18 protein-coding genes and 1 tRNA gene are annotated in these 26,642 nt (G+C 43.6%); 12 read left to right on the forward strand and 7 right to left on the reverse strand.

The annotated features are described in order from the left end of the window. Positions 1-84: 84 nt before the first annotated feature. Positions 85-2,385 (reverse strand): TonB-dependent receptor, encoded by a 2,301-nt coding sequence (locus tag F7D73_RS10695; RefSeq protein ID WP_153124566.1) that lies wholly within the window; start codon positions 2,383-2,385, stop codon positions 85-87. 245 nt (positions 2,386-2,630) lie between these two features. Here F7D73_RS10695 and dinB point away from each other — a divergent pair, with 245 nt between their 5' ends. Next, entirely contained in the window at positions 2,631-3,752 is a 1,122-nt protein-coding gene (gene dinB / locus F7D73_RS10700) for a DNA polymerase IV (protein ID WP_153124568.1), read from the forward strand. A 373-nt stretch (positions 3,753-4,125) separates the two neighbouring features. Here the strand turns inward: dinB and F7D73_RS10705 are convergent, their stop codons facing one another. After that, the gene (locus F7D73_RS10705) at positions 4,126-6,927 is read right to left on the reverse strand and encodes a hybrid sensor histidine kinase/response regulator transcription factor (protein WP_153124571.1); all 2,802 of its coding nucleotides are present in this window, start codon (positions 6,925-6,927) and stop codon (positions 4,126-4,128) included. Positions 6,928-7,188: 261 nt separating this feature from the next. On the opposite strand from F7D73_RS10705, the gene F7D73_RS10710 reads away from it, so the two are divergent. Continuing rightward, on the forward strand, positions 7,189-8,607 hold the full coding sequence (locus F7D73_RS10710; RefSeq protein WP_153124573.1) for an aspartate ammonia-lyase: 1,419 nt from the start codon (positions 7,189-7,191) through the stop codon (positions 8,605-8,607). 116 nt (positions 8,608-8,723) lie between these two features. On the opposite strand, the gene F7D73_RS10715 is transcribed toward F7D73_RS10710, so the two are convergent. Both F7D73_RS10715 and F7D73_RS10720 read right to left on the reverse strand, forming a co-directional pair. Next, complete coding sequence (locus F7D73_RS10715; protein ID WP_194256897.1) at positions 8,724-9,449, reverse strand: helix-turn-helix domain-containing protein; 726 nt, start codon at positions 9,447-9,449, stop codon at positions 8,724-8,726. Between the two features lie 389 nt (positions 9,450-9,838). Further along, a tRNA-Met gene (locus F7D73_RS10720) sits at positions 9,839-9,912 on the reverse strand. Positions 9,913-10,170: 258 nt separating this feature from the next. Between F7D73_RS10720 and F7D73_RS10725 the strand changes: the two genes are divergently transcribed. From F7D73_RS10725 to F7D73_RS10765, 9 genes are all read left to right on the forward strand, one after another. Then, positions 10,171-12,063 (forward strand): LptF/LptG family permease, encoded by a 1,893-nt coding sequence (locus F7D73_RS10725; protein ID WP_153124576.1) that lies wholly within the window; start codon positions 10,171-10,173, stop codon positions 12,061-12,063. Positions 12,064-12,084: 21 nt separating this feature from the next. Then, on the forward strand, positions 12,085-13,296 hold the full coding sequence (locus tag F7D73_RS10730) for a bifunctional 3,4-dihydroxy-2-butanone-4-phosphate synthase/GTP cyclohydrolase II (protein ID WP_153124579.1): 1,212 nt from the start codon (positions 12,085-12,087) through the stop codon (positions 13,294-13,296). Between the two features lie 112 nt (positions 13,297-13,408). Beyond that, a complete protein-coding gene (locus F7D73_RS10735) occupies positions 13,409-14,602 on the forward strand; it encodes a pyridoxal phosphate-dependent aminotransferase (protein ID WP_153124581.1) in 1,194 nt (397 codons plus the stop codon). 250 nt (positions 14,603-14,852) lie between these two features. Further along, entirely contained in the window at positions 14,853-15,689 is an 837-nt protein-coding gene (locus F7D73_RS10740) for a MotA/TolQ/ExbB proton channel family protein (protein WP_153124583.1), read from the forward strand. Positions 15,690-15,719: 30 nt separating this feature from the next. Further along, a complete protein-coding gene (locus F7D73_RS10745; protein WP_153124585.1) occupies positions 15,720-16,364 on the forward strand; it encodes an ExbD/TolR family protein in 645 nt (214 codons plus the stop codon). Beyond that, positions 16,365-17,012 carry an ExbD/TolR family protein gene (locus F7D73_RS10750; RefSeq protein WP_153124586.1) on the forward strand — a complete coding sequence of 216 codons (648 nt, stop codon included), beginning with the start codon at positions 16,365-16,367 and terminating at the stop codon, positions 17,010-17,012. A gap of 33 nt (positions 17,013-17,045) precedes the next feature. Then, a complete protein-coding gene (locus tag F7D73_RS10755) occupies positions 17,046-17,894 on the forward strand; it encodes an energy transducer TonB (RefSeq protein ID WP_153124588.1) in 849 nt (282 codons plus the stop codon). 4 nt (positions 17,895-17,898) lie between these two features. After that, the gene (locus F7D73_RS10760) at positions 17,899-18,858 is read left to right on the forward strand and encodes a PstS family phosphate ABC transporter substrate-binding protein (RefSeq protein ID WP_153124590.1); all 960 of its coding nucleotides are present in this window, start codon (positions 17,899-17,901) and stop codon (positions 18,856-18,858) included. Between the two features lie 108 nt (positions 18,859-18,966). After that, positions 18,967-20,385 (forward strand): tetratricopeptide repeat protein, encoded by a 1,419-nt coding sequence (locus tag F7D73_RS10765; RefSeq protein ID WP_153124592.1) that lies wholly within the window; start codon positions 18,967-18,969, stop codon positions 20,383-20,385. A gap of 267 nt (positions 20,386-20,652) precedes the next feature. On the opposite strand, the gene F7D73_RS10770 is transcribed toward F7D73_RS10765, so the two are convergent. Next, the gene (locus F7D73_RS10770) at positions 20,653-20,820 is read right to left on the reverse strand and encodes a 4Fe-4S binding protein (protein ID WP_153124594.1); all 168 of its coding nucleotides are present in this window, start codon (positions 20,818-20,820) and stop codon (positions 20,653-20,655) included. Between the two features lie 197 nt (positions 20,821-21,017). Between F7D73_RS10770 and F7D73_RS10775 the strand changes: the two genes are divergently transcribed. After that, positions 21,018-21,764: a porin family protein gene (locus F7D73_RS10775; RefSeq protein ID WP_153124596.1), complete on the forward strand. Its 747-nt coding sequence runs from the start codon at positions 21,018-21,020 to the stop codon at positions 21,762-21,764. A gap of 91 nt (positions 21,765-21,855) precedes the next feature. On the opposite strand, the gene F7D73_RS10780 is transcribed toward F7D73_RS10775, so the two are convergent. Beyond that, positions 21,856-23,994, reverse strand: coding sequence for a family 43 glycosylhydrolase (locus F7D73_RS10780; protein WP_153124598.1), 2,139 nt, complete (start codon positions 23,992-23,994; stop codon positions 21,856-21,858). A gap of 117 nt (positions 23,995-24,111) precedes the next feature. Continuing rightward, positions 24,112-26,535, reverse strand: coding sequence for a glycoside hydrolase family 95 protein (locus F7D73_RS10785; RefSeq protein WP_153124600.1), 2,424 nt, complete (start codon positions 26,533-26,535; stop codon positions 24,112-24,114). Positions 26,536-26,642: the final 107 nt, after the last annotated feature.

A 26,642-nucleotide genomic window follows, 5' to 3' on the forward strand; every position in this document is an offset into this window, starting at 1 on the left:
GTAGTATTGTTTTCGTTATTATCGACAGCCCTATACCTTATTAAATATAGGAGCTGTCGATTATATGTATTGGAATTAAAACACTTAGAATTTAAGCGAAGCTGTGAATTCTACAGTGAATGGACGGAGATAACTACCCGTCATAATCTGATTCTTGATTCCCTTAGCCTCATCCTTGGTAATCAGCTCGGCACCTGCGATACTACCCTTGGCACCAGTCTGGTTGAGGAAGTTGACTACGGTGCAGCCGAGAGCCAGACGCTTGGTTGCCTGCCAGTTCAAACCTCCGAAAGTCTCCCAGTGACCGTTGAAATAATATGCCTCGTTGATGTTGGCATAGGTCTTACTGAAGTAACGGAAGCTGGTCCAGAGCTTGATGTCCTTGGTAATCATGTAGCTTGGGTCCAACTCGATGAGAATCTGAGGAATCTCTGCTACGATATTACCTGTGGCATTGATGTTGCCAACATAGCCATCGCTGAAGGTGATGCTGGTTTCATACTTCTTGTAAGTTGGCTTCTGATAAGTGAAGAGGAAGTGGAAATCGAATCCCTTGAAAGGATGAGCCACAGCATCGGTTGTCCAACCCCATGTCTGGATATCGTAAGTCAAAGGAGCTGCCTTGATCTCACTGCCATGCTGCAAATTCAGAGTTGAGTTGTTGTTGGTCTTTGAGATGTAAGAGAACAACGATGTCAAACTCAACCATGAGTTATTGTAGTAGATACCTGCACGACCGAGTGGCACAGAAATCTTATCCGTATTTGGCAATGTAGCTGGGGCAAAAGCCTCGAACTTAGGATGCTGAACGATGTAAGTGAAATCGCCAGTGAAGCCGAAATTGTCGGTTAACTTATAAGTTGCTGCAACAGAGAAATCGTAATTCAACCAGTTGTAACTCAAGTCTGCCGGAGCAATCTTAGTCTTATCTGGTGCCGTAGCACCGAGATAGTAATCGGCAAAACGGCCTACGAATTCACCCTTTGCATTCTTCACTGCTGCGTTTTCACCCTTCAGCTTCTGCCACTCCAGACGAGCACCATAGTAGAGGTTCAACTTATTGGTGACATCCCAATCGTGAGTGAAGTAGAGAGCCAGCTTGTTTTCGCTTCCCTTATAATACTCAGAGGCGTTCTTGTTGAAATCATAGAAATAGCCGGTGCGCTGGTTGGCATCCCAAACTCGCAAGGCATAATTGCCATCTGCAGGAACACTCTGGTCATACATGGTTGTATTTGAGCAATAATCGATATGGTAGAACCACTCATTCACGCCAAGACGGAAGGTGGAAGTACTGAATTTCTTGCTGAGCTCGGTGGTGAAAAGAGCCTCATCAATCTTACCGGCATTGAGACATGACATACGGGTCTGGACATACTGACCATCGTAAGCCTTAGTCTGTCCGTCGATGTCACGATACATATAATTATATACGCCCTTGTTAGCCTCGCTCTTCAAATCGATGATAGACATTGGAGTCTGGTAAACCATCGCACCACGGGAATGATCGTACTTCAAGGTAGCCTTCCAGTTCAAACCGTTGTCAAAACGGTAGTTGTTCATCAGGGATACCTCGCTTGCCTTGTTCAGGCAGGCATCGTAGAGAGAAGTCTGCTCCAACTTGCCGGTACGCATATTGCGATAAGTCATCTCATTATCGATAGGAAGATAAGAGGTGGTACCGAGCTTGAAGTCGCCATACTCCTTCACGCTTCCATCGCCTACATAAATGAATGGAGCACTCTGGGTTGCGTAGTTATACACGTTGTGGCTATTGGCATACTTATACATGGCTGTGAATTCACCACGGTTGCCGTTATACTTCTTGGTGAGGAGAGCCTTGTAAATCTGAGTACGGTCCTGATAAGGAGTAGACTTAATCTTGAAGGTTCCCGGGTCGAAATCCTGATACATATTAAAGCTGTAATACCAGTCGCTTCCCAAATCGCCATTCATATTCAAAGAGAATTCCTGCAATCCGAAATGATTGCTCTTATAGTTCAGAGTACCATTGAATCCTTTCTGACCCTTCTGGGTGAAAGAGTTCACGGCATAACCGATATTACCGGTAGTGATAGCTGTCTCTGCAATCTTGAGCAATCCCTGATGGCTCAAACTTGCATCACCACGCCAGATGGTATTGACAGAATGAGGATTGGTAGCGTAAGTAACAGGCAAACCATTCTCCAAAACGTTGACATCGGCAGAAGGCAAGCCGATCTGAATCTCACGGGGACCATTCGCACTGGCTGCATTGAGCATCACATTACGATTACCCTCTTCCTTAGCACTTGAATTATCATCCTGTGCAAAAGCTGCTGTAACATTTACCAATGAAAGTGCAAGCATCATGGCTGCGCTCTTTCCATTTAAAAAGTTGTTCATACTTTAAATGTTTAATTTGTTAGCGTTATTTTTTATTTCTGCTGCAAAATTATATAATAGTATCATCAAAGGCTTTAAAATTCATATCATTAAATAAAAAAAAACGTTCATTGCAACATAATTACTAGCTGATGAACGATTATTATCAAGAACAAGAAGAAAGATTTGCATAAAAAAGAAATAATTCGTAATTTTGCAGATACATAAAACAGGCTTTTAATAAAAAGAGCATAATATATCAAACAATGATAGAGCGCAAAATCATACATATCGACATGGATGCCTTCTTTGCGGCTGTAGAGCAGAGAGACAATCCGGAACTTCGGAGCAAACCGGTAGCGGTAGGCTTCGACGGTCCTCGCGGTGTGGTTTCTACAGCCAGCTATGAAGCTCGAAAATGGGGCGTTCATTCGGCACAATCCATCGTTCAAGCCAAAAAACGCTGCCCTAATCTCATCATCGTACCCTGCCGACATGATTATTATGCAGAAATATCGCAGCAGATACATCACATCTTCCAGGAATATACAGACCTCATCGAACCCATCTCCATAGATGAAGCCTTTCTCGATGTGACACACAATAAAAAGAACATTTCCCTAGCGGTTGACATTGCCAGGGAAATCAAGACTCGCATCAAGGAAACAACCGGGCTCACCGCCTCGGCAGGAATCAGCTACTGCAAGTTTCTAGCCAAAGTGGCATCCGATTACCGGAAACCCGATGGAATCTGTACCATTCATCCCGATAAGGCACTCGATTTTATCGCCAAACTTCCGGTAGAGGATTTCTGGGGCGTTGGCAAGAAAACCCTTCAAAAGATGCATTTCATGGGCATCTATAACGGTGATGACTTGAGGAAAGTGTCCGAAGAACACCTTGTTGAAGTATTCGGGAAAGCCGGACACATCTTCTACAATTTTGCCAGAGGAATAGACGAACGCCCCGTCGTCACCTATCGGGAACGCAAATCGGTAGGCTGCGAGCAGACCTTCCTGGAAGACATCTATACCAAATCGGCGGTAGTTATCGAACTATATCACGCAGTTCTTGAACTAGCAGGACGTATCGAGAAGAGTGGGTTCGAAGGGAGAACCTTAACCTTAAAGATAAAGTTTGCCGATTTCACTCAGATTACCCGCAGCATTTCGCAAGAAAAGATTCTGAAAAAGAAGGAAGACATCCTGCCCCTGGCGAAGCGTTTACTGCAACAGGTAGATTACTCTTCAATCCATCCCATCCGTCTTATCGGTCTATCCGTAAGCAATGCTACATCCGAAGAAGCAAGGATGGAGGATAAAGAAAACAGTACACAAAAGCCTGAATACAAAGAGCTTGAACTGGAGTTTAAGGATTGGGAGAGATAAAAAGAAAGCAGCTGACGGCATTTTGCCCCAGCTGCTTTTCCTGATTTTACTATATTTCCCAAAACTAACTTTTTACCTTAAAGAAAACTACTTACCGCTTGAAACTCAATCTTATAACCTAAAAACATAAACCTATTAAAATGCAACAACTAATGCACGAAACAATTATTTAACTTTTAAACTCTGGTGCAAAAGTACAAAGTTTTTTCGAAACCCTTGGACAATTATCGTTCAAACAGTGACAAAAATGATACAATGTCCCTTTTATGTTAAAAAATGAACGATTTTTATCCTTCTTATCGCATTTTTTACATCAATTCTACTATATTTTTAGAAAATAAGTATTGTTTCCTCATCAATAATTTCCGACAGCTTAATTATTTCCAACGTCGCCCGGCAATATTCCGTATTCTTCTTTGAAACATTTCGTGAAGTAAGAAGGCGCAGAAAAACCGACATCGTAAGCAACCTCAGAAACACTCATACTGCGAGTTTCGAGCAAACGCTTAGCCTTAGCCAAACGAGCCTTACGGAGCAAGTCAACGACAGAAGAACCCGTCATCGCCTTCACCTTACGATAAAGCTGAACTCTACTCAAGCCTATCTGCTTACCGATATCCTCTACACTGAACTCACTATCCGAAAGATTCTGCTGAATGATGGCATGAAGTTGCTTGAGGAACTGCTTATCACGATCTTCAAGATGAGATTCTGCAATCTCCTGCTCTGCCTCTTGAGAACCTTGGAACAGTTTCTTCAGAAGCTTCCGCTGCTTCAACAGGTTTTCAATACGAGCAAGGAGTACCTTACTGTGGAATGGTTTTGTTATATAAGAATCGGCACCATGTTCATAACCCTCGGCACGATGTTCCTCCAGATTCTTGGCAGTTAGCATGATGACTGGAATATGAGAGGTTGCCGTGCCTGTCTTCAATTTTTCTGTGAACTCCAATCCATCCATCACCGGCATCATCACATCACAAATCACCAAATCGGGAACTTCCTTTTTGGCTATCTCCAATCCTTCCTTACCGTCGACAGCTTCCAGGACGATATATTCATCCTGCAAGAGAGTATGCTCATACTGGCGAATATCATTGTTATCATCTATGACTAAGATAGTAGGTTTATTGGTTGTCTCGCTAACCAATTGCTGAACTTTTCCACTTTTCCGCTCTCCATCGTCGATATATTGCAAATCAGACTCGTTTATCACATGATTATCACCTGACAGAGAATCACTTACAGAGTTATCCACATTTACCACATCAGTGTGGATAACTTGTGAATCTCCCTCCTGCTGGCGCGGAATCACCACGACAAAATCGGAACCCTTGCCAAGCTCGCTCTCAACCCAAGCCTCTCCATGATGCAATTCTACAAACGATTTGACCAATGCCAAACCGATTCCAGTTCCGCTGGCTGCACCCTTAGCCTGGAAGAAACGTTCGAAAATCTTAGTCGCTTCATCCTGAGAAATTCCCTTGCCGGTATCCCGGACATCAAGACGCAGTCTTTCCGCTTCATCCTTCAGAGAAACAAAGATATCACCGCCCACAGGAGTATATTTCAAGGCATTGCTCAGGAGATTGAATACCACTCGGGCTATCTTCTCCTTATCAGCAACCACCTCATGACTACCCGAGAACTCTGTCATATCCCAATGGAGTTTGATTTGCTTGCGCTCGGCTGTGAGCTGGAAATCGCCCACCCAAACCTCCAGGGCTTTCACAATATCAAAGCGATAAAGCTGCAAATCCATCTTGCCATTCTGTATCTTGCGGAAATCGAGAATACTACCAACCAGCTGCTGGAGAGCAACGGCATTGCGCTGCACCATCTTCAAGAGTTCGCGAGTCTTGCCCTTGATGCTACTATCTTCCAGAAGCATCTCTACCGGGTCAGCTATCAGGGTTAACGGGGTACGAAGCTCATGACTGATATTCGTAAAGAACACCAGACGGGAATGAGTCAGCTCCAAAACCTCCTCATTCAATCGCTTCAACTCGCCGTTCTTATCTTCCAATTCCTCATTCACTCTCTTCAATTCCCCATTGGTCTTAGCCAATTCCTCGTTCAGCTTCACCTTGACTACATAACCCCGGAATATCATAGCAGCAGCAGCAATACATACCAGAAGGAATAGAGCCAAACCTATCAGCATGATTTTCTGAGAGTTATAATCAGCAAGGTATCGGTCTACCTGCTTGTGCAACAACTTCAGATTATTCGCCTGACGTTCAGCATCGAGAGCTTCCATCAAGGTGAGCTCTGCATTTGCCTTGGTAATGATGGAGGTGCTCAGATAGTTGTCCCTCTTATATGGCTGGTGTTTTAAAATCTTCATAGCCAAGGCTATAACTTCATCTCCCTTGGTTGGATAAAGATAAGATGCCTCAAAGATGCCATCACGTACCAGTTCCAGGCCCCCTCCCTTGGTAGCCATTCCGTCAATACCTGCAAATTTATATCGATGCTGCAACCCCACCTTCCGGGCAGCCTCATAAGCTCCCCAGGCAAGACAGTCATTATGGGCAAAGACATAATCAAAGTCCTGTGTCTGTTTCAATATGCGTTTCATCGCCTGGATTCCACCCTCTTCTTTCCAGTTTCCTTCCTCCGAGGCTACAACCTGTAACCCAGGATAAGGCTTGATAGCATCCATAAAACCACGATGACGCTCCAAAGCAGGCGAAGAGCCCTCCAAACCGCTGATTTCAACGATGCGGCCCTTTCCCTGAAGCTGCTGGGCGATAAAAGTTCCCATCGATTTACCAATCGTATAGTTATCGCAGCCGATAAATGCCGTATACTTATCAGAATTGGTCTTCCTGTCATAGAGAATCACAGGAATACCTTTATCGTAAGCACGCTCTACCGACTTGGATATAGCACTCAGCTGATTAGGAGATACGATAAGCAGATCTACGCCCTCATCGATAAACTGGTTAACTTGCTTATTCTGCAACACATTATCATCGTTGGCAGAAGCAAGCTTCACAATAATGGAATCGTTGAGATATTCACCCATCTTAAGTTCGTCATTGAGTTTATCACGCCAAATGTCCTCAGAACATTGTGATACACCAATGACAAACTTCTTTGGCTGCTGATGACAACCGGTCAGCAACATCCCAAACACTATATATATATAAAGGTATAGATATCGTTTCATACTTACTTATCTATCTATTTTTGACATTTAAAAGATTGTTCACCTTGAAGAAATCTAAAAATCAGACTTTCCGGTGCAAATTTACAATTTTTTTTTGAAATTATTTACTTTTGGTTCGTTTTTTACAAATCTTAGTCAGAATTTTATAAATGAAATATACAAAAAACATCGTATCTTTGCAGCGGATAAAGGAAACTACTCCTTCTTCAGAAAAACAAGAATAGTAATAACAAGAATATTAACATCAAAACTAACAATATTATGGCTGAAGAGAAAAAATTTAGAGTAGAGTCTGACCTTTTAGGTGAACTCAAAGTTCCTGCTGGAGCACTTTATGGTATACAAACACAGCGCGGTATCAATAACTATCACATCTCACGCAAGACAATGTGCAGCTATCCTGACTTCATCATCGCTATCGCTTACGTGAAGTTGGCTGCTATCGAGACAAACCATACTCTCGGTGTTATCAATGATGAAATTTCAGGTGCAATCTCTCAGGCTTGCCGTGAAATCATCGAAGGCAAGTGGCACGAGAACTTCCCTATCGACATGGTACAGGGTGGTGCTGGTACATCTGTCAACATGAACGCCAACGAGGTAATCGCTAACCGTGCCCTCGAGATTATGGGTCACGAGAAGGCTGATTATCAATTCTGTTCTCCTAACGACCATTGCAACTGCGGTCAGAGCACCAACGACGTTTACCCAACTTCTATCCGCCTGGCTTTGATTCGCATGAATACCCATCTGGTAGGTGCCTTGACTGGTTTAATCAGCGCATTCCGCTATAAGGCAGACGAATATGCAGACGTTATCAAGATGGGACGTACCCAGTTACAGGATGCTGTTCCTATGTCTTTCGGTCAGGAGTTCAATGCTTATGCCAACAACCTGGAGGAGGAAATCCTCAATTTGGAGCGTAACGTGAAACTCTTACACGAAATCAATATGGGTGGTACAGCCATCGGTACAGGTCTGAACGCTGTTCCTGGCTTCGCTAAGCTCTGCGCAGCTAACCTCAGCAAACTGACTGGCGAAAACTTCGAGACAGCAACCGACCTGGTAGAGGCTACACCTGATACAGGTGCTTACGTAAGCTACTCTTCTGCTTTGAAGCGCTTGGCTATCAAGTTGTCAAAGATCTGCAACGACCTCCGTCTGATGGCTTCCGGTCCTCGTTGCGGCTTGAATGAAATCAACCTTCCTCCTAAGGCACCAGGTTCTTCTATCATGCCAGGTAAGGTAAACCCAGTTATCCCTGAGGTAACTAACCAAGTTTGCTTCAAGGTAATCGGTAACGATGCTACCGTAAGCTTCGCAGCAGAGGCAGGACAGTTGGAGCTGAACGTAATGGAGCCAATCATCACAGAGAGTCTCTTCGAGAGCTTGACATGGTTGAAGAATGCTATCGAGACTTTGACATCTGAGTGTATCCTCGGCATCACAGTCAATAAGGAGCGTTGCTACGAAATGGTAAAGAACAGTATCGGTATCGTTACTGCCCTCAATCCTATCATCGGTTACAAGAAGAGTTCTAAGGTAGCTAAGGAAGCTCACGCAACCGGACGTTCGGTATACGATATCGTCATCGAGCAGGGCATTCTGAGCAAGGAAGAGCTTGACAAGGCGCTCGATCCTAAGGAGATGTTGCAGTCACACAAGTTTACACTGAAATAAATTTTTCCATAACCAAGTCAGCTGATTAGTTGACAATACAAAAACCTGTAAGCGTATTCCTTTTTGGGAATAATGCTTACAGGCTATTTTTATGCTATCATTCTAACATTTACTCTTTATAATTGATTACGATACGCTAACGGGGTCATCCCGGCACGAATCTTAAAGAAATTCGTCATCGCACTCTGATCGCTGAAATTCAGATAGGTAGATATCTCTCCCATCGACATATCCGTCTGGTGCAAGAGATTACATATCTCCTTGTAAAGTAAGGAAGAGATATGATCATTCACCGTAGTACCCGAGATATCCTTTATCATTCTCGAGAGATAAGGAGCAGAAACATTCAACTTATCAGCATAAAACCGAATCTGCCGCTCTGTTCTGAAATGTCGATACAAGAGATGCAGAAATATCTCATAAACATCTTTCTTATGCTTCAAATCACGGGTGATGGTAACATTCTCGTAAGGTAATTCTGATACCAAAAGCTTTAAAACATTTACCATCGACTGTATCATCTCCACCTTATTAATATGTTGATGACGCACAATGTCGCCAATCATGTGGAAGATATCAAGTGCAGACTTCAGTTTGTCATCAGATAACTGATACACAACATCGGCCGCAATCTCCTCGTCCACAAAGATGATTTCTGCCTCAAAATCATCAGACATATCAGAAAAAGTAACGATATGCTTGGGTGATACGACCAGCAATTCGCTGGCCGAAAGCATTCTGTCGGATTTTTCCGTTTCAACCCCATGCTGAAGAATACCCATTCTGATACTTCCCCTATTCACCAACATCAGTTTAGTGAACAAGGTGCGCTCTAGAGCCATCTCTATAAAATCCTTTTCGCATAAATCGTCTATATGAATGTGTGCGGCATAAGCCCCAAATATGCTTTCAAGATGGTGTCGAGCTGCAAACTCCTTTAAATTATATACTTGCTGCTTCATTAGACCCATATTTTTAGTTGGGCACAAATTTACTATTTTATTTTGAAAAGGACAATAGAAAAAGGGATAAAAAATGTAAAGAACTTGATATCCAAATGTTATCAACAATAGTTTTCAAACCAAATATCTACTGAATATCAAAAAGTTAAGATAGTTATCCACACTTATCAACATCCTGTTGATAACTTTTATAAAGACATTTGTGGAAAAGTGCAGAAAAGTTCAGAGCATAAAAAAGACACTAACTAAAAAGTTAGTGTCTCATGAAGTAGCGGGAGGGGGCCACGATCCCTCGACCTCCGGATTATGAATCCGACGCTCTAACCAGCTGAGCTATCCCGCCATCCTTACAAGTCATTTCTGATTTGCGGGTGCAAAGGTAATACATTTATTTGAATTGAACAAATTTTTTCGAAGAAATTTTCAAAAAAAGTTGTTTTTTCTTATTTCACATCGCATTCATCACCTTTTTTCACCTATTATTAATATAAAAAAACGAAAAATGAAGAGATTCTTATTTTTTTGTGTTACCTTTGCACTCTGAAATAATATGCACTTCATTCCAATTCATGGATAAAGGCACAGAACGACAATTATAAAAATGCTTAGAATTAAAAAATTAGACATATTCATCGCCAAGCAATTTGGCCTGCTCTTCCTGGGAACCTTCTTCATCTGCCAGTTTGTGCTGATGATGCAGTTCTTGTGGAGATACATTGATGACTTGATCGGCAAAGGACTCACGATTGACGTCATGGCACAGTTCTTCTGGTATATGGGACTCATGCTGGTTCCACAGGCTTTGCCATTGGCAATCCTCCTTGCCTCGCTCATGACTTTCGGAAACCTGGGCGAAAGTTCAGAGCTTACAGCCATCAAGGCTGCCGGCATTTCTTTGATGCAGGCGTTCCGGTCTCTCATCGTCATCACCTTCATCATCATGTTTGGCTCTTTCTATTTTCAGAACAACGTGGGGCCTGATTCCAACCAGAAACTTGCCCAACTGCTCATCTCCATGAAGCAGAAGAGCCCGGAACTCGAAATTCCTGAAGGTATCTTCTATGATGGCATTCCTAACTGCAACCTCTATGTGCAGAAGAAAGACCTGAAGACAGGCAAACTCTACGGTATCATGATTTACCGTATGACCGACAGCTACGAAGATGCCGCCATCATCCTTGCCGACTCGGGTATGCTGCAAAGTACTGCAGAAAAAAAACACCTGGTGCTTAGTCTGTATAGCGGAGAATGGTTTGAGAATATGCAAAGCAGCGAATTGGGAAACAGTGCAGCTGTGCCTTATCGCCGAGAAACATTTGTATCCAAGAAAATCATTCTCGACTTTGACGGTGGCTTCAACTTGACAGATGCTTCTTCTTTATCCAATAATGCAAAGGCAAAGAGTCTGTCCAAAATCAAACACGATGTAGACTCTATCAATCACACCTATGACTCCATCAGCAGAAGTTACTTGAAAGAATACAACGTCAGATACTACAATCTGGCACGACTTAACAACAAGGCTGATTCATTGAAGGCTATCAAGGAGGGTGACAAAGTCAACTTCGACACGATTTACAACAAACTGCCTAGCGACAGAAAGTTAATCGTAACCAACGATGCCTTGTCGACCGTACAGCAAGAGCTGTCGGATTTGGACTTCAAGTCGATGATGACCAACGATGCCGACTATATTATCAGGCAACACGATATCGAGGCAATCCGCAAGTTCACGCTCGCTCTCTCCTGCCTGATATTCTTCTTTATCGGTGCTCCATTAGGAGCCATCATCAGAAAGGGAGGATTGGGTATACCTGTCATCATATCGGTATTGGTATTTATTGCCTTCTTCATCCTTGACAACACTGGATTCAGAATGGCACGAGGCGGAATGTGGGCAGTATGGTTCGGCATGGGACTTGCTCCTGCCGTTCTATCACCACTGGCAATCTTCGTGACTTACAAAGCCACCAACGATTCTGCCGTATTCAAGATAGAAGCATACCGCGATTTCTTCATGCATCTATTCGGCCTGCGAATGAAACGACACATCTTTGGTAAAGAAGTAATCATCGAAGACCCGGATTACCGGAAGGACGCAGAAGCTTTGGCACAAATCTCAAATGACATTACTATATATAATAAGGTGCATAGACTGAGAAGACTGCCAAACTTCATCAACGTATTCTTCAAGTACCAGCCAGACCATGAGATAGAACGTATCAGTAACGAACTGGAGAAAATCATTGAAGACCTCAGCAACACGAAGGACAAATATCTTCTCCATTCCATCAACCAATACCCTATCCTGTCTACCAAGGCACATACCCGACCATTCGAAAAGAAATGGCTCAACATCACTGCAGCCATTCTCTTCCCTATCGGAACGGGACTGTATCTGAGAATGTGGCGTTGCAGAATGCGACTGTATCGCGACCTGAAGCTCATTCTTCAGACCAACGACAACATCATTAGAAGAATAAAAGAAATGTAACTATAAAAAAGTATCACAAACATGGGAGAATATAAGTTAAACAGCATCGAAGATGCAATCAAGGATTTCAAGGAAGGTAAATTTGTCATTGTTGTAGATGACGAAGATCGCGAAAACGAAGGCGACCTCATCATCGCTGCAGAAAAGATAGACGCAGAAAAGGTAAACTTCATGCTCAAAAATGCAAGAGGCGTACTTTGCGCACCTATCACCCTCAGTAGATGCGACGAACTCGACCTGCCTCATCAGGTATCAGACAACACTTCCATGCTCGGTACTCCATTCACCGTAACCGTAGACAAGCTGGAGGGATGTACAACAGGAGTTTCTGCTCACGACCGCGCAGAGACCATCAAGGCGCTAGCTGATCCGGCATCAACCCCACAGACATTCGGCCGTCCTGGTCACATCAACCCACTCTATGCACAAGACAACGGTGTGTTGAGAAGAAGCGGACATACAGAAGCAGCCATTGACCTCTGCAGAATGGCAGGTCTCTACCCAGCAGGTGCACTCATGGAAATCATGAACGAAGATGGAACCATGGCACGACTTCCACAGTTGATGGAGATGGCAAAAGAATGGCACCTCAAGGTGATTTCCATTAAAGATATGATAGAATACCGCCTCAAGAAGGAATCACTCATCGAAGTGGGTGAAGAGGTAGATATGCCAACAGAATACGGACACTTCCGCCTCATTCCTTTCCGTCAGGCTAGCAATGGACTCGAGCACATGGCTCTTATCAAAGGCGAATGGAAGGAAGATGAACCTATCCTGGTTCGCGTTCATTCATCATGCGCTACCGGCGACATTCTGGGAAGCAAGCGATGCGATTGCGGACAGCAGCTGCACAAAGCTATGCAAGCCATCGAAAAAGCAGGCAAGGGTGTTGTTATCTATATGCAGCAGGAAGGACGAGGCATAGGACTCATGAACAAGATTGCCGCATATAAATTACAGGAAGAAGGATACGACACCGTAGACGCCAATACCCACCTTGGCTTCAAGCCAGACGAGCGCGACTACGGCTGCGGCGCACAGATGCTCCGCCACCTCGGCGTACACAAGATGAGATTGCTTACCAACAATCCCGTGAAACGTGTAGGACTGGAAGCATACGGCTTGGAAATTGTAGAAAACGTAGCTATAGAAGTAACACCAAACGAGTACAACGAACGTTATCTCAAGACCAAGAGAGACCGCATGGGGCACACTCTGCACCTCGGATAATGAAAATTATGTTATTATTTCGGTACAATACGTAAAATAATGCTCATTTTTCTTCCGAGAAAGAAATAATTTGCTTAATTTTGCACACGATAAACAAATAGTAAAAAGAATTATGGCACAATTATCTGATCGTTTAAACAGATTGGCACCATCAGCAACGCTGGCGATGTCACAGAAGAGTAGTGAAATGAAAGCTCAAGGTATTGATGTTATCAACATGAGCGTAGGTGAACCAGACTTCAACACTCCTGACAACATTAAACAGGCAGCAAAGAAAGCTATTGACGAGAATTTCTCCCGTTACTCACCAGTCCCTGGTTATCCAGACTTGCGAAAAGCGATTGTTGCCAAATTGAAAAACGAGAACGGCTTAGAATATACAACCAATGAGGTAATTGTAGGTACCGGCGGCAAGCAGTGTGTCTGCAACGCTGTCCTTGCTCTCGTTAATCCAGGCGACGAGGTTATCATCCCTGCTCCTTATTGGGTAAGCTACCCACAGATGGTAAAATTGGCAGGTGGTACTCCTGTTATCGTAAACGCAGGATTCGACCAGGACTTCAAGATGACAGCGGAACAATTGGAAAATGCCATCACAGACAAGACCAAGATGCTCATCCTCTGCTCTCCAAGCAATCCTACTGGTAGCGTATATTCCAAGGAAGAATTGGCTGCATTGGCAGAAGTTCTCAGAAAACACCCTGAGGTTTTCGTGTTGGCAGATGAAATCTACGAACACATTAATTATATAGGCAAGCACCACAGCATTGCTCAGGAACCAGGCATGAAAGAACAGGTCATCATTGCCAACGGTGTATCTAAAGCATACGCCATGACAGGATGGAGAATCGGTTTCCTGGCTGGTCCTGAATGGATCATCAAGGGCTGCAACAAGCTCCAGGGTCAATACACCAGTGGCACATGTTCTGTTAGCCAGAAGGCTGCAGAGGCTGCCTATACACTCGACCAGACTGCAGTAGAAGAAATGCGCCAGGCATTTGAGCGCCGTCGCAATCTGATTGTAAAATTGGCAAAGGAAGTACCAGGACTCGAAGTCAACATGCCACAGGGAGCGTTCTATCTCTTCCCTAAGTGCAACAGCTATTTCGGCAAGAGCAACGGTACTCACACCATCAATAATTCTACAGACTTCGCCATGTATCTCTTGGAAGAGGCACATGTAGCTACTGTAGGCGGTGATGCATTTGGAGACCCAGACTGTTTCCGCATGAGTTATGCTACTAGCGATGAGAACATCGTTGAAGCAATCCGACGCATCAAGGAAGCTTTGGCTAAGCTCAAGTAAGAAGAGCAAAAAACGTCCAAATATTGGCAATTTTGTAAGAAAAAAGCGAGATATTGACAAAAAATGCGTCAATATCTCGTTAAAACTTCTTAATTAGGGTGATAGTTAACCAATAATTATTATCTTTGCCATTGGAATTTGAATAACCGACTGTGTTTCGTGACAACAACACATACAAGGTCTACAAAGCAACCAAGAAAACAAGAAAATATTAATAATTTATTAACTAATAATTTAAAAAAGTAAAATTATGGCAACTACAAAACAAGCAGCCCCAGCTAAGAAGTCTGAGGGCTTTCAGGGAGTAAGAGGCGCATTCTGGATCATCGTGGTTTGTGCTATCATCGCATTCACATTGTTCTTCACATGGTTCGGAAATGACATGCACTTCCAGGATCCTGGTGTACAGGATCACCCAGCAGACATTTGGGGTACTATCTACAAGGGTGGTGTTATCGTACCTGTTATCCACACTTTGTTGCTCACAGTGTTGGCTATGACAATCGAGCGTTGGTTGGCTCTTAAGACCGCTACAGGTAAAGGTGCTCTTCCTAAGTTCGTTGCAAACATCAAGGCAGCTTTGAACGCTAACGATTTCGCTAAGGCTGAGCAGCTCTGCAACAAGCAGCGCGGTACAGTAGCTAACGTTGTTTTGGCTTCTTTGAACGCTTACAAGTCTATGGAGTCTGGTGCTAACGCATCTTTGAAGAAGGCTCAGAAGGTAGCTAAGATCCAGCAGGCTCACGAGGAGGCAACTCAGTTGGAGATGCCAACTTTGACAATGAACTTGCCTATCATCGCTACAATCGTAACTCTCGGTACATTGACAGGTCTTCTCGGTACTGTAACCGGTATGATCAAGTCATTCCAGGCCATGGGTGAAGGTGGTGGCGCTGACTCAGCAGCACTTTCTGTAGGTATTTCTGAGGCGTTGATCAACACCGCATTCGGTATTTTGACATCTTGGTGTGCTGTAGTATCTTACAACACATTTACAAACAAGGTTGATAAGTTGACATACGCACTCGACGAGGTAGGTTACTCAATTGCTCAGACATACGAAGCTAACCACGCAGAAGAGGCTTAATTTTTGCTAACCCTTTAAAATTTTATCGCTATGGGTAAAGTAAAAATTAAGAAGAGTGACGTCTGGATCGATATGACTCCTATGTCAGACGTTATGACCCTGTTGCTTACCTTCTTCATGCTCACTTCTACATTCGTAAAGAATGAGCCTGTAAAGGTTAACACACCAGGATCTGTGTCTGAGATTAAGGTGCCAGAGAACGGCGTCTTGACTATCTTGGTAAGTCCTGAAAAGGACAAGGCTGGTAAACCAACCGGCGAGGGCCAAGTATTTATGAGTATTGATAATACCGATCAGTTGGGAGCAACACTGAACACAATGACAGGCAACTTCGGCGTATCATTGACTCCTAAGCAGATTGAAACTTTCAAGAGCGAGGGTACGTTCGGTGTTTCTATGAGTGACATGAGCACTTACTTGTCTATGAACGCTGCAAAGCGTCCACAGTATCTCCAGACTAAGGGTATTCCTCTCGACAGTATCAAGGGTGGTATGAGCGAGTTCCAGCAGTGGGTTGACGCAGCTCGTAACGTAAACGAGGACATCAAGATTGCCCTGAAGGCAGACGCTTCTACACCTTACAAGACCGTTAAGAGAGTAATGAACGAACTCCAGGATATGGACGAGAGTCATTACTATATGATTACACAGTTAAAAAAACAGGGGGACGAATAAATGGCAAAGAAAGAAAGCAAACAAAAGAAAATGAATGTCCGCGTAGACTTTACGCCTATGGTGGATATGCTCATGCTGCTTATCACGTTCTTCATGCTGTGTACATCATTGAGCAAACCTCAGACTATGGAGCTGACTATGCCAAGTAATGAAGACAACCAACCAGAGGACAAGAAGACCGAGGCGAAAGCTTCTGAGACTATTACCCTCTATGTAACAGCTGACAACAAGATTTACTATGGTGCTGGTATCCCTAATTACAATGATCCTACATGGATCAAGGAGACTACATGGGGCAGCCAAGGAATCCGTAAGGTCTTGAGAGAGCACGCTACAGAGAATGGTACAAGACCAGTAGAAAGAATTTCGCTCGCAGTTAAGGAGTTGAACATGGATCGTCAGAAGAATCCTAAGCAGTATCCTGATAGCATCTATCAGAAGAAACTTAGTGATTTGAAGGCAGGTAATTTGAAGGATGGCAAGATTCCTACTCTTACCATCGTCATCAAGCCTACCGACAACGCTTCTTACAAGAATATGGTTGACGCTCTCGACGAAATGCAGATTTCAAACATTGGTACTTACGTCATCGATAAGATTAACGCAGACGACGAGAAACTTCTCAAGTCTAGAAACGTTAAGATGTAAGATGAGTAACAAACAATTTTAAACAAGAAAGAAATGGCAAAAATAGATCTTTACGATCCTAAATGGGTCGATATGGTTTTCGCCGGAAAGAACAAGGAGTATGGTGCATACCAGCTCCGTAAGGGTACTTCTGGTCGAAACATCAAGGCTCTTCTGATCTTGGTCATTGCTGCAGCTCTCGTGGGTGGATTCTTGGCTTGGAAAGTCATCGAACAGAAACAGGCCGAAGAACAGCAGGCATATATGGAAGCTATGAAGTTGGCTGAACTCCAGCAGCAGGCTAAGAAGGAAGAAAAGAAGAAGGAGCCAGTGAAGCCAAAGATTGAACCTAAGAAGGAGATACCTGTGGCTCGCGAAACTCAGAAGTTTACTGCACCTGTCATCAAGAAGGATGAACTCGTAAAAGAGGAAAACCAGGTTAAGCAGATGGATAAACTGGACGATAAGGTAGCTATAGGTACTGAAGACAAGGAAGGTGTGAAGGACCGTACAGTGGAAGCTGTAAGAAGTGAGATTACAGTAGCAGCCCCACCTCCACCACCAGCTCCAAAACCTGAGGTTGCAACTAAGGTCTTCGATGTTGTAGAGGAGATGCCTTCATTCCCTGGTGGAAATGGAGCTTTGATGTCTTACCTCAATGGCAATACGAAGTATCCTGTTGTAGCACAGGAAAATGGCGTACAGGGCAAAGTAATCATATCATTCGTGGTAGAGCGCGATGGTTCTATCTCTGATGTTAGGGTTGCACGCTCAGTTGACCCTTCACTCGACCGCGAGGCACAGCGTGTTGTTAAGAGCATGCCTAGATGGACTCCTGGTAAGCAGAATGGTCAGACTGTACGTGTTAAATATACTGTACCAGTTGTATTTAGATTGCAGTAATAGAATGAAAAGAATATCTTATATTTATATAGGATTAACAGTACTATCAATGGCTTTCTTCTCGTCTTGTGGCGAGAAGAAAGCCAAAGATGGTAGAACTGACACTCCTACTTCAGGCACAATAGAATTTGTGGCTGACGAAAGTTTGAGTCCTATCATTGAGGAAGAAAGGAGTCAATTTGAGTTTGAATTTCCAAAAGCCAAACTCAAAGCAAAATATACTGATGAAGTCACAGGACTTCAGATGATTAAAGATTTCAAAACTGCCCTATTATTCACAACAAGAAATTTGAAAGATAGTGAAATAGCATACTTGAAATCTAAAAGTAATGTTATTCCTTCTGTATTCCCTATCGGTTACGATGGTTTGGCATTCATTGTAAACAAGAACAATACGGATACTTGTATTACAGTAAATGAAATCAAGAACATCTTAACGGGAAAGGTTACAAAATGGAGTGATATTAGACCAGGCTCTAAAAGAGGTGATATCGAAGTCATTTTCGACAACACCCGATCAGCTACTACTAACTACGTGGTAGATTCTGTATTACATGGAGCTAAAATGGGAGCCAAAATCATGGCTGCCAAAACCAGTAAACAGGTGATTGACTTTGTTGATCAAAATCCTGGGTCTATTGGTGTGATTGGTTCTAATTGGTTAAATGATCGTAGAGATTCAACCAATACCACATTCAAAAAGAATATTCATGTCATGAGAGTATCCGTGAAAGATGAGGCAAAGCCTTCAAATAGCTGGCAACCTTATCAGGCATACTTGTTGGATGGAAGATATCCGTTCGTCAGAACTATATATGCTATTGTAGTAGACCCTCATAAGGCTTTGCCTTGGAGTTTTGCCAACTACATTTCCAACCCTAAAGGACAGCTTATTGTGTTCAAGTCGGGTTTACTGCCATACAGAGGTGACATCACTATAAGAACTGTTAACGTAAAACGGTAACAAGACAAGATAAAGAAAACGAAGAAAATATACGATAAAATTAAAATAAAACTTACTAACTGGAGTCAAAGCATATTTTGATAAAGGAAAGTATTTAAAAATAGAATTATGAAAGCAGTTAAATATTTAGTAGCAGGTTTGCTCGTCATGGGTTTGGCAGCTCCTGCAATGGCTCAGGATGTGAACTATAAGGATGCACTTAAGCCAATTGAGACTACATTGAAAGCAGGCAACGTTGATGCTAAAGAATTTGCTAAGGAAGTTAAGGTCTATCAGAAGACCTTCAAAAAAGATCCTAAGGCTCTTGTTGCATTGGGTAATGCCCTTGTTATCAACAAGAAGTATACTGAAGGCAATGCTGTAGCAGATGCTGTTATCGCTAAATTCAAGAATTATGGTGATGCATATATCTTGAAAGGTGATATCTTCGCCATGCAGGACAACGGTGGTGAGGCTGCTAGCTGGTACAAGCAGTGTATGATTATGGATCCAAAGAATCCTCAGGGTTATATCAGCTATGCTCGTGTATACCAGAAAATTGACCCAAATGGTAGCGCAGAAGCTTTGCAGAAATTGAAGACAATCAATCCAGACTATCCTGTAGAGGCAGAAACAGGTCATACATTCTATGCTAATGGTAATTATGAGAAGGCTTATGAGAATTTCTCAAAAGCAAATCATAGCACCATGGAAGAGTATATCTTCTATGAATACTGCTTCACTGCTTACATTTTGAACAAGAAGGATGAGGCACTTCAGTTGTGCAAAGAAGGTATGCAGAAATATCCAAAGGATACAGCATTCCAGATTTTGGCAATGCGTTCAGCTGTAGATACACAGAACTTCGAGGATGCATTGAATTATGCAACAGCTATCATCAACAACGCTGATGTAAAGAAGAACTCTAGTATCTATTCATACTACGGTTTGGCCCTTGCTGGCAACAAGAAGTATGATCAGGCTTTGGAGCAGTACAACAAGGCATTGGAAATGAATAAGGAAGACGTTAAGCCTTACCAGTACATTTCTGAAACATACAAGGCTATGGGCAACGAAGATAAGGCTATCGAGTTCGCTCAGACTTATATGGAGAAGAACCCTAACGCTGCTCCTTCTGACTTCGTTAAGATGGCTGAGATTTACAATGCTAAAGCTCAGAAGGGTGGCACAGATAAGGCTGTATGGGTAGACAAGGCTATCGGTATTTACAACATCTTCGCTGAAAAGTATCCACAGATTAAGGCATACGCTGACTTGCAGGCTGCTAACATCGCATTCCAGAATGAGTTGGACGACAAGGCACTTGAGAACTATGAAAAGGTAATCAAGGAACTCGAAAGCAAGCAGTATGATGAGGATGAAAAGGGTTACTTGATGCAGGCATACAAGAATGCAGGTTACATCTACTGGGGTTCTAAGAAAGACTTAGACACTGCTAGACCATACTTCGAGAAGTTGATTAAGCTTGATCCAAACAACTCTCTTGCAAAGAAGGCTTTGGGTCTTGAAGAGGAAGCAGCTCAGTAATATGAAATTTCTCAAGAGAATTCTATAACAGAATTCTTGATTAGAAAAAATATAAGGCGGTGAAGTATTTAGCTTCATCGCCTTTTTCGATACATTATATAACAACATAATAATTGTATAAACCTCCATACTTGCTGACGGCAAACAGCCGTTTTTCTACACAAAGTAAGGAAAAAGGGTGAATCAAAATCCATATAACAGAAAAGAGCGATTCCAAAGGAACCGCTCTCAATGTTTTATGTAACTAAAAGTATCTATCCTTAAAAATTAAGGAAGACTAATTGCCTCATTAGGGCAAACATCTGCGCAAGTACCACACTCTGTGCAGAGGTCTGGATTGATAGAATACTTCTCGCCCTCAGAGATTGCACCTGATGGGCACTCATCGATACATGTACCGCAAGCGATACAATCTTCACCAATTACGTATGCCATAATTCTTAATGTTTTATAATGTTAATAATATATATTCTCTTCAATAGTATAATACCTAAATTAGATGGTGCAAAGATAATAATATTTTTCGGAATACCTACAAATAGGTATAAGTTTTTTAAGGGAAAACTTCAATTTATACATTATCGAAATAGAGAAAGAAACAATAAGTAGACAACTTATCCGTTAATAATAATATGAAAAGATTGATAATGACCATATTAGCAGTCATGACTATAAGCATAGTAATCATGGCACAAGAAAGGACTGTAGAAAACCGTCCTTATACTGATTTGCGCCCATTCCATTTTGGCGTTATGGTTGGAACCCACTTCCAAGACTTAGAATTTACGAATACAGGACTAACTTCTTATAGAGATGCAGATGGTAATGAGAAAGAATCCAATGTTACGGTAGATCAAGACAGATGGGATGCGGGATTTACGGTAGGAGTTTTGGGAGAATTCCGCCTAAACAGCCACTTCCAGTTTCGTATTGCTCCGGCCATGTACTTCGGTACGAGACATCTCACATTCCATAATCTGATGGAAAAAGATGGTATAGGAAATCCCATAGAAGAAAAGCAGGAAATGAAAACGGCATATATTTCTTCAGCTTTTAATCTCATTTTTGGCGCACAGAGATTTAACAATCATCGACCTTACATCATGGCAGGATTGAATCCGATGATCAATCTTAGCGGAAACAACGATGATTACATCAAACTGAAGAAGTCTGAAATGTTCCTCGAAATTGGTGCCGGATGCGATTTCTACCTACCATTCTTTAAGCTCAGACCAGAACTTAAGTTCATGTATGGATTAATAGACTCATACGACAAGAATTATATCAATAAAGTGAAAGACAAAAGCATGTTGCCTTATACGAAGGCGGCAAAAAGTGCTCATAGCAAGATGATTGCATTGACTTTCTATTTTGAATAGAACGTAAGAAAAATAAAACAAAAGATAAACAAGAAGAGCTTGACTCCTACCCAAACGAGTCAAGCTCTTTTTATATATTTCCAATAATAGATTACTCTACAATCTCCCGCGAGAAGACACACCCATTTTTCATTCCTGCATCAGCACCCTGAAAATCAGCAGAATAAGGACTACCATCCACAGGATTCTTGCCCACATAGCGCTGCGTTTTCAGAGAAAGAAGCATGCAGCGGTTATAAAGCATATCCTGCCATAAGAACTCCTCTGCCTTGGAAGAGTCGGAAGTCAGACGAACATCACCAGATAAACCAGCACCAGCTATATAAACATATCGTCCGTCAGCCGTCTTCAAAGCAATCTTTCCCTTACCTCTATCCTCCACAACAAACTTCACCTGATTTCTCATGTCCTTTCGGTTACCGGAACTATGCATCAATCCATGTCCGGTAGCATCCATCAGACTACCATCAGCGAGATTAAAGAATCTTATGGTCTTTCCGATAGGCAGATTGGCTGTTCTGTCAGCCATCGGCTCCACTACCATGAAATCATCGAACTCAGCCACACCGCCATTCACTTCCTTCTTGTTGAAAGCATAAAGTGCCACACGTACCCCCTGGAAGGTCTTCAACTGATAAGGCGAAAGCATCTGCTCGCCGATATTCTCCCAGGTCTTGCCATCCAGAGAATAGGAATATTGCAACTGGCTCTTGTCATAATCACCCCAAAGGCGCAACCATACTACCTTGCTTTTAGCCAACGGTTTCAACACTTCCTTGTTGGTATTCTGGTCATAACATCTCAAGTTCAACCCCTTATCCGTCTTGACAACGCCCAATGAAGCGTATGGCGTATTGATGGCACCCAAACCAGCCTCATCACCAACCTTTAAGCGGGATGCATCCAGTTTTACAGATGTATAAGATACTGGTCCGATGGCACGCTGCGTCAATGTATTCTTTGCCCAGAGCAGTTGCTTGGCAGGCATCGAATGCAAACGGAGCCATCCCTTTCGCTCCTTATTCAGCGACCACATCTTGTCGTTCGGATTATGATTCCATTGCCAAACTGGTTTGAAGGTCTTGCCAGAGAAATCATCACATCTTTCGTATGGTGCCTGAGGTGTCTTCACCACATCGTTAGGCTTAAACCAGGTGCGAGGCGAACGTCCCAGGTTCTTCTCCAATCCGAAATAAGGCCAGCCGTCAACCCAAGTGATAGGCGACAGGCATACGGTTCTGCCCACGGCATTGAAGTCTTGCATCGAAACGCCCCACCATTTCCCGTCAGGAGCCTGCACGATGCCACCCTGATGAATCGTAGCACAGCCCAGGTTCAAGCCATTCGGTTGGTTGTTTTGGAATTTAAAACCATCTTCCGGCAAAGGCCGACCGATTCCCATGTTACCTACGCTCCATCCAGCAGCATAACCATACGATTCGCGCTCGCTAATTACGCAAGTTTCATAAGGTCCCCAAATGCTCTTGCTTCGGGCGCACTGCATACGACCCATCGGCGAATAATCGGCAGAGAGGATGTAGTACATACCATTGATTTTATAAACATGATGTCCCTCACCCATCGCATTGCCTTCAGGAATCACCACCTTGCTGCTGCCCTCTACCGGACCGCTCAAATCGGGCTTCAACTCCGTAACGGTCACGTTGCCATACTTGTGCACGGCATAAATCTTACCATCCTCATCGAAGAGCACAGAAAGGTCGTAGATATCGCCATTAACTTTATGATGCGTCCAAGGTCCCTTGGCACTGTCCGAGATATACACCTGCAATCCATGTCCGTTGATATTGGAGAAGATATAGAACTTGCCGTTATGATATCGGATGGCAGGCGCCCAGATACCCTGTCCGTAAGCCTCCTTGTCATTGCGGAGATTGAAATCATCAGAATCATCAAAGCGGTCGAAACAATAGGAAGAGAACTCCCAATTTACGAGATCCTTGGAATGGAGAACCACCAGTCCCGGAACACTGTGCATCGTGGTACCCGCCAGATAGTAATCCTCCCCCACTCTGATAATATCAGGGTCAGAAAACTCATCATAAAACAAAGGGTTTGTAAAGGTACCATTACCATTATCAGCCGACCAAAACTTCCCTTTCAAAGTCTGTGTCAGAACATTCTTGGCCGCAGATTTTTTCTGCGCCGCAGCTCCCAAAGAACCGCTCAAAAAAGCAATGCAACAGGTTGCAAATAATAATTTCTTCATTCTATTTATAGGTCTAAAAGATTATTATAAAAAATGTTGCCACAAAAGTACGAATAATTATCCAACCAGAGGTGGACAAAATGATACTTTTATGGCAACAAATGTGATTATAGGACATTATTTAATCAGATAAGTCTTTCCTGGTTCTGTTTCCAAGTCATATTCATATACGTCAGGAATAGGAACCTTCACTCCTTCTGCTATCCGATGCTGTTCCATTACAGGCTTCACTTCTGCAGATGCAAAAAGGATATTTGGACATTTTCCTTCTGCCTTCTTCAGTTTTTTCGCCTTCAGCGGTACGTATGAGCGAAGACGCAGGATGCCTCCAATGGTGGAGCGAATCTTCGCCTGCTTCAGTTTTCCATTCTTCCAGTCCATATCCACCACAAAGCCGCCACGGGCACGAAGTCCCTTTACACTTCCTTCTTTCCAGGCATCAGGCAAGGCTGGCAAGAGATGCACGGCTCCATCATGACTCTGCAGGAGCATCTCTGCGATGCCGGCTGTTACTCCGAAGTTACCATCAATTTGGAATGGTGGATGGGCATCAAAGAGATTCGGATAGGTTCTTCCCTCAGGATACTCATTTGCCTGGGCATCAGATGGCAACAGGCGAAGCATATTGCTGATGATTCTGAAAGCATGATTGCCATCGAGCATGCGTGCCCAGAAATTCGTCTTCCAACCCAGACTCCAGCCCGTAGCCTGGTCGCCACGATGCTTCAGGGTGGTGGCTGCGGCATGGAACAGTTCCGGATGAGAGAAAGGAGAAATCTGATTAGATGGATACAATCCATAGAGATGCGAGATATGGCGATGCTCATTCTTCGGATCATCCGCATCCACAAGCCACTCCTGCAACTGTCCGTACTTTCCTATCTGCATCGGCGGAATCTGAGAAATCAGCTGCTGCATCGCCTTGCGCTCAGCCTCATCAACCCCTAATATTTCAGAAGCCTTCACAGCACTGCTCAAGGCATCGAAGGCTATCTGGTTATCCATCGTGCAACCAGCCGTTACGGCAGTTCTCTTACCCTTAGGTCCCTGTTCCGGACTCACCGACGGCACGGTTACCTTCCATTCGGTGCCCGGCAACTTCTGCATATAGTCGAGATAGAACTCAGCAGCACCTTTTATTACCGGATACCACTGCTTGAGGAAAGCCTTGTCACCCGTATAGAGATAATGCTGCCAGAGATGAGTGGTGAGCCAGGCTCCGCCATTCGGAAACATGCCCCACTGCGCACCGTCCACCGGACCTGCTATGCGCCAGATATCGGTGTTATGATGTGCCATCCAGCCACGACAACCATACATTTCCCTAGCCGTCTGTGCTCCCGTTACACTCAAATCCTTAATCAGCGAATACAGAGGCTCCGTGGTGTTACCGAGATTCGTTACCTCGGCAGGCCAGTAGTTCATCTCCGTATTGATGTTGATTGTGTATTTGCTGTCCCAAGGCGCATTCTTACTGTCATTCCAAACGCCCTGCAAGTTTGCCGCCTGTCCACCAGGCTGGGAAGAGGAAATGAGCAGATAGCGACCATAGTTATACATCAGTGCCACCATCGCCATATCCTTGCTGCCTGCAAATTTCTCCAGGCGCAGGTTAGTAGGCAACGAAGCATTGATATCGGTTGGCAAAATCAGAGAAGAAGTAGCGAACTGCTTCTGGTAAGCCTCCACATGGCGTTTCTCCAACTGTGCATAGCTCATCAGTTTCACCTTATTTATATAGTCGGCATTGCGTTGGGCTGCATTGCCCGACACATCGTGATAGTTCACAAAATTGGTGGCAGCACTCACAATGATGGTTGCCTCGGTGCCATCTGTCTTTACATCTGCCACGCATTCGGCAGTGAGAGCCGCCTTGATGCCTTCCTGGTCTTGTCCCTTCACCTTCAGCATAACACCTGAAGGCGTTTTCTGAACTTGATGTTCAAAAGGCGAATCCAGGGTAACATCGATATTCAGGGCACCCTTTCTACTCGCCTTAATGTGGCAAACGATGACGCCATCAGCCAGCGAAGCAAAGGTGGTACGGGTATATCTTACGCCATCCATCACGAAAGAAGTCGTGGCAATCGCCTTCTTCAAATCCAGGTTGCGCACAAACAGCTCAGTCTTTCCCTGGTTCTTCATGCTGATATGCAGATTTGCCATCGGCAGGAAGCGCATGCCATGAGGTCCTGGGATGAAGGTTTGGTTGATGAGAGCCGCTGCCTCCTCTTCCCTGCCATTGAAGATGAGTTCCCTCACCTTTGGCAGATTCTCTAAGGATTTCTTGCTATTGTTGTTATGAGGACCGCCACTCCAGAAAGTCTCCTCATTCAACTGGATATTCTCGTCCGTGGTTCCGCCATACACCATACCTCCCAGATGAGAGTTTCCGATAGGCAGAGCCTCCAGCCACTGCTGGGCTGGGGCATTATACCAAAGTCGTGTGCTATTATCAGAGCAGCTAGCCTTTGCCCTCATCTGCAAGGGAAGCGACAGTGCCAGCACCACTGCTCCCAAAATCATTTTATTTCTGTTCATAAAATCAATATTACCGATTAGTTTAAAAAGACGGCACAAAGATAAGAAAACTTTTTAAGTTTCCATCACTTTGTGCCGTCAAATTACAAACAAAACAATCTTAAACT

Origin of the sequence: Segatella copri (genome assembly GCF_009494395.1) — a bacterium.
In the GTDB taxonomy this organism is placed as follows: Bacteria; Bacteroidota; Bacteroidia; order Bacteroidales; family Bacteroidaceae; genus Prevotella.

Bases quoted from the DNA above. Each gene is read 5' to 3' on its own strand.
- F7D73_RS10695 (WP_153124566.1), bottom strand. From the start codon at position 2,385: ATGAACAACTTTTTAAATGGAAAGAGCGCAGCCATGATGCTTGCACTT.
- F7D73_RS10725 (WP_153124576.1), top strand. From the start codon at position 10,171: ATGCTTAGAATTAAAAAATTAGACATATTCATCGCCAAGCAATTTGGC.
- F7D73_RS10730 (WP_153124579.1), top strand. From the start codon at position 12,085: ATGGGAGAATATAAGTTAAACAGCATCGAAGATGCAATCAAGGATTTC.
- dinB (WP_153124568.1), top strand. From the start codon at position 2,631: ATGATAGAGCGCAAAATCATACATATCGACATGGATGCCTTCTTTGCG.
- F7D73_RS10740 (WP_153124583.1), top strand. From the start codon at position 14,853: ATGGCAACTACAAAACAAGCAGCCCCAGCTAAGAAGTCTGAGGGCTTT.
- F7D73_RS10785 (WP_153124600.1), bottom strand. From the start codon at position 26,535: ATGAACAGAAATAAAATGATTTTGGGAGCAGTGGTGCTGGCACTGTCG.
- F7D73_RS10780 (WP_153124598.1), bottom strand. From the start codon at position 23,994: ATGAAGAAATTATTATTTGCAACCTGTTGCATTGCTTTTTTGAGCGGT.
- F7D73_RS10765 (WP_153124592.1), top strand. From the start codon at position 18,967: ATGAAAGCAGTTAAATATTTAGTAGCAGGTTTGCTCGTCATGGGTTTG.
- F7D73_RS10710 (WP_153124573.1), top strand. From the start codon at position 7,189: ATGGCTGAAGAGAAAAAATTTAGAGTAGAGTCTGACCTTTTAGGTGAA.
- F7D73_RS10760 (WP_153124590.1), top strand. From the start codon at position 17,899: ATGAAAAGAATATCTTATATTTATATAGGATTAACAGTACTATCAATG.
- F7D73_RS10745 (WP_153124585.1), top strand. From the start codon at position 15,720: ATGGGTAAAGTAAAAATTAAGAAGAGTGACGTCTGGATCGATATGACT.
- F7D73_RS10705 (WP_153124571.1), bottom strand. From the start codon at position 6,927: ATGAAACGATATCTATACCTTTATATATATATAGTGTTTGGGATGTTG.
- F7D73_RS10750 (WP_153124586.1), top strand. From the start codon at position 16,365: ATGGCAAAGAAAGAAAGCAAACAAAAGAAAATGAATGTCCGCGTAGAC.
- F7D73_RS10715 (WP_194256897.1), bottom strand. From the start codon at position 9,449: ATGGCTCTAGAGCGCACCTTGTTCACTAAACTGATGTTGGTGAATAGG.
- F7D73_RS10735 (WP_153124581.1), top strand. From the start codon at position 13,409: ATGGCACAATTATCTGATCGTTTAAACAGATTGGCACCATCAGCAACG.
- F7D73_RS10770 (WP_153124594.1), bottom strand. From the start codon at position 20,820: ATGGCATACGTAATTGGTGAAGATTGTATCGCTTGCGGTACATGTATC.
- F7D73_RS10775 (WP_153124596.1), top strand. From the start codon at position 21,018: ATGAAAAGATTGATAATGACCATATTAGCAGTCATGACTATAAGCATA.
- F7D73_RS10755 (WP_153124588.1), top strand. From the start codon at position 17,046: ATGGCAAAAATAGATCTTTACGATCCTAAATGGGTCGATATGGTTTTC.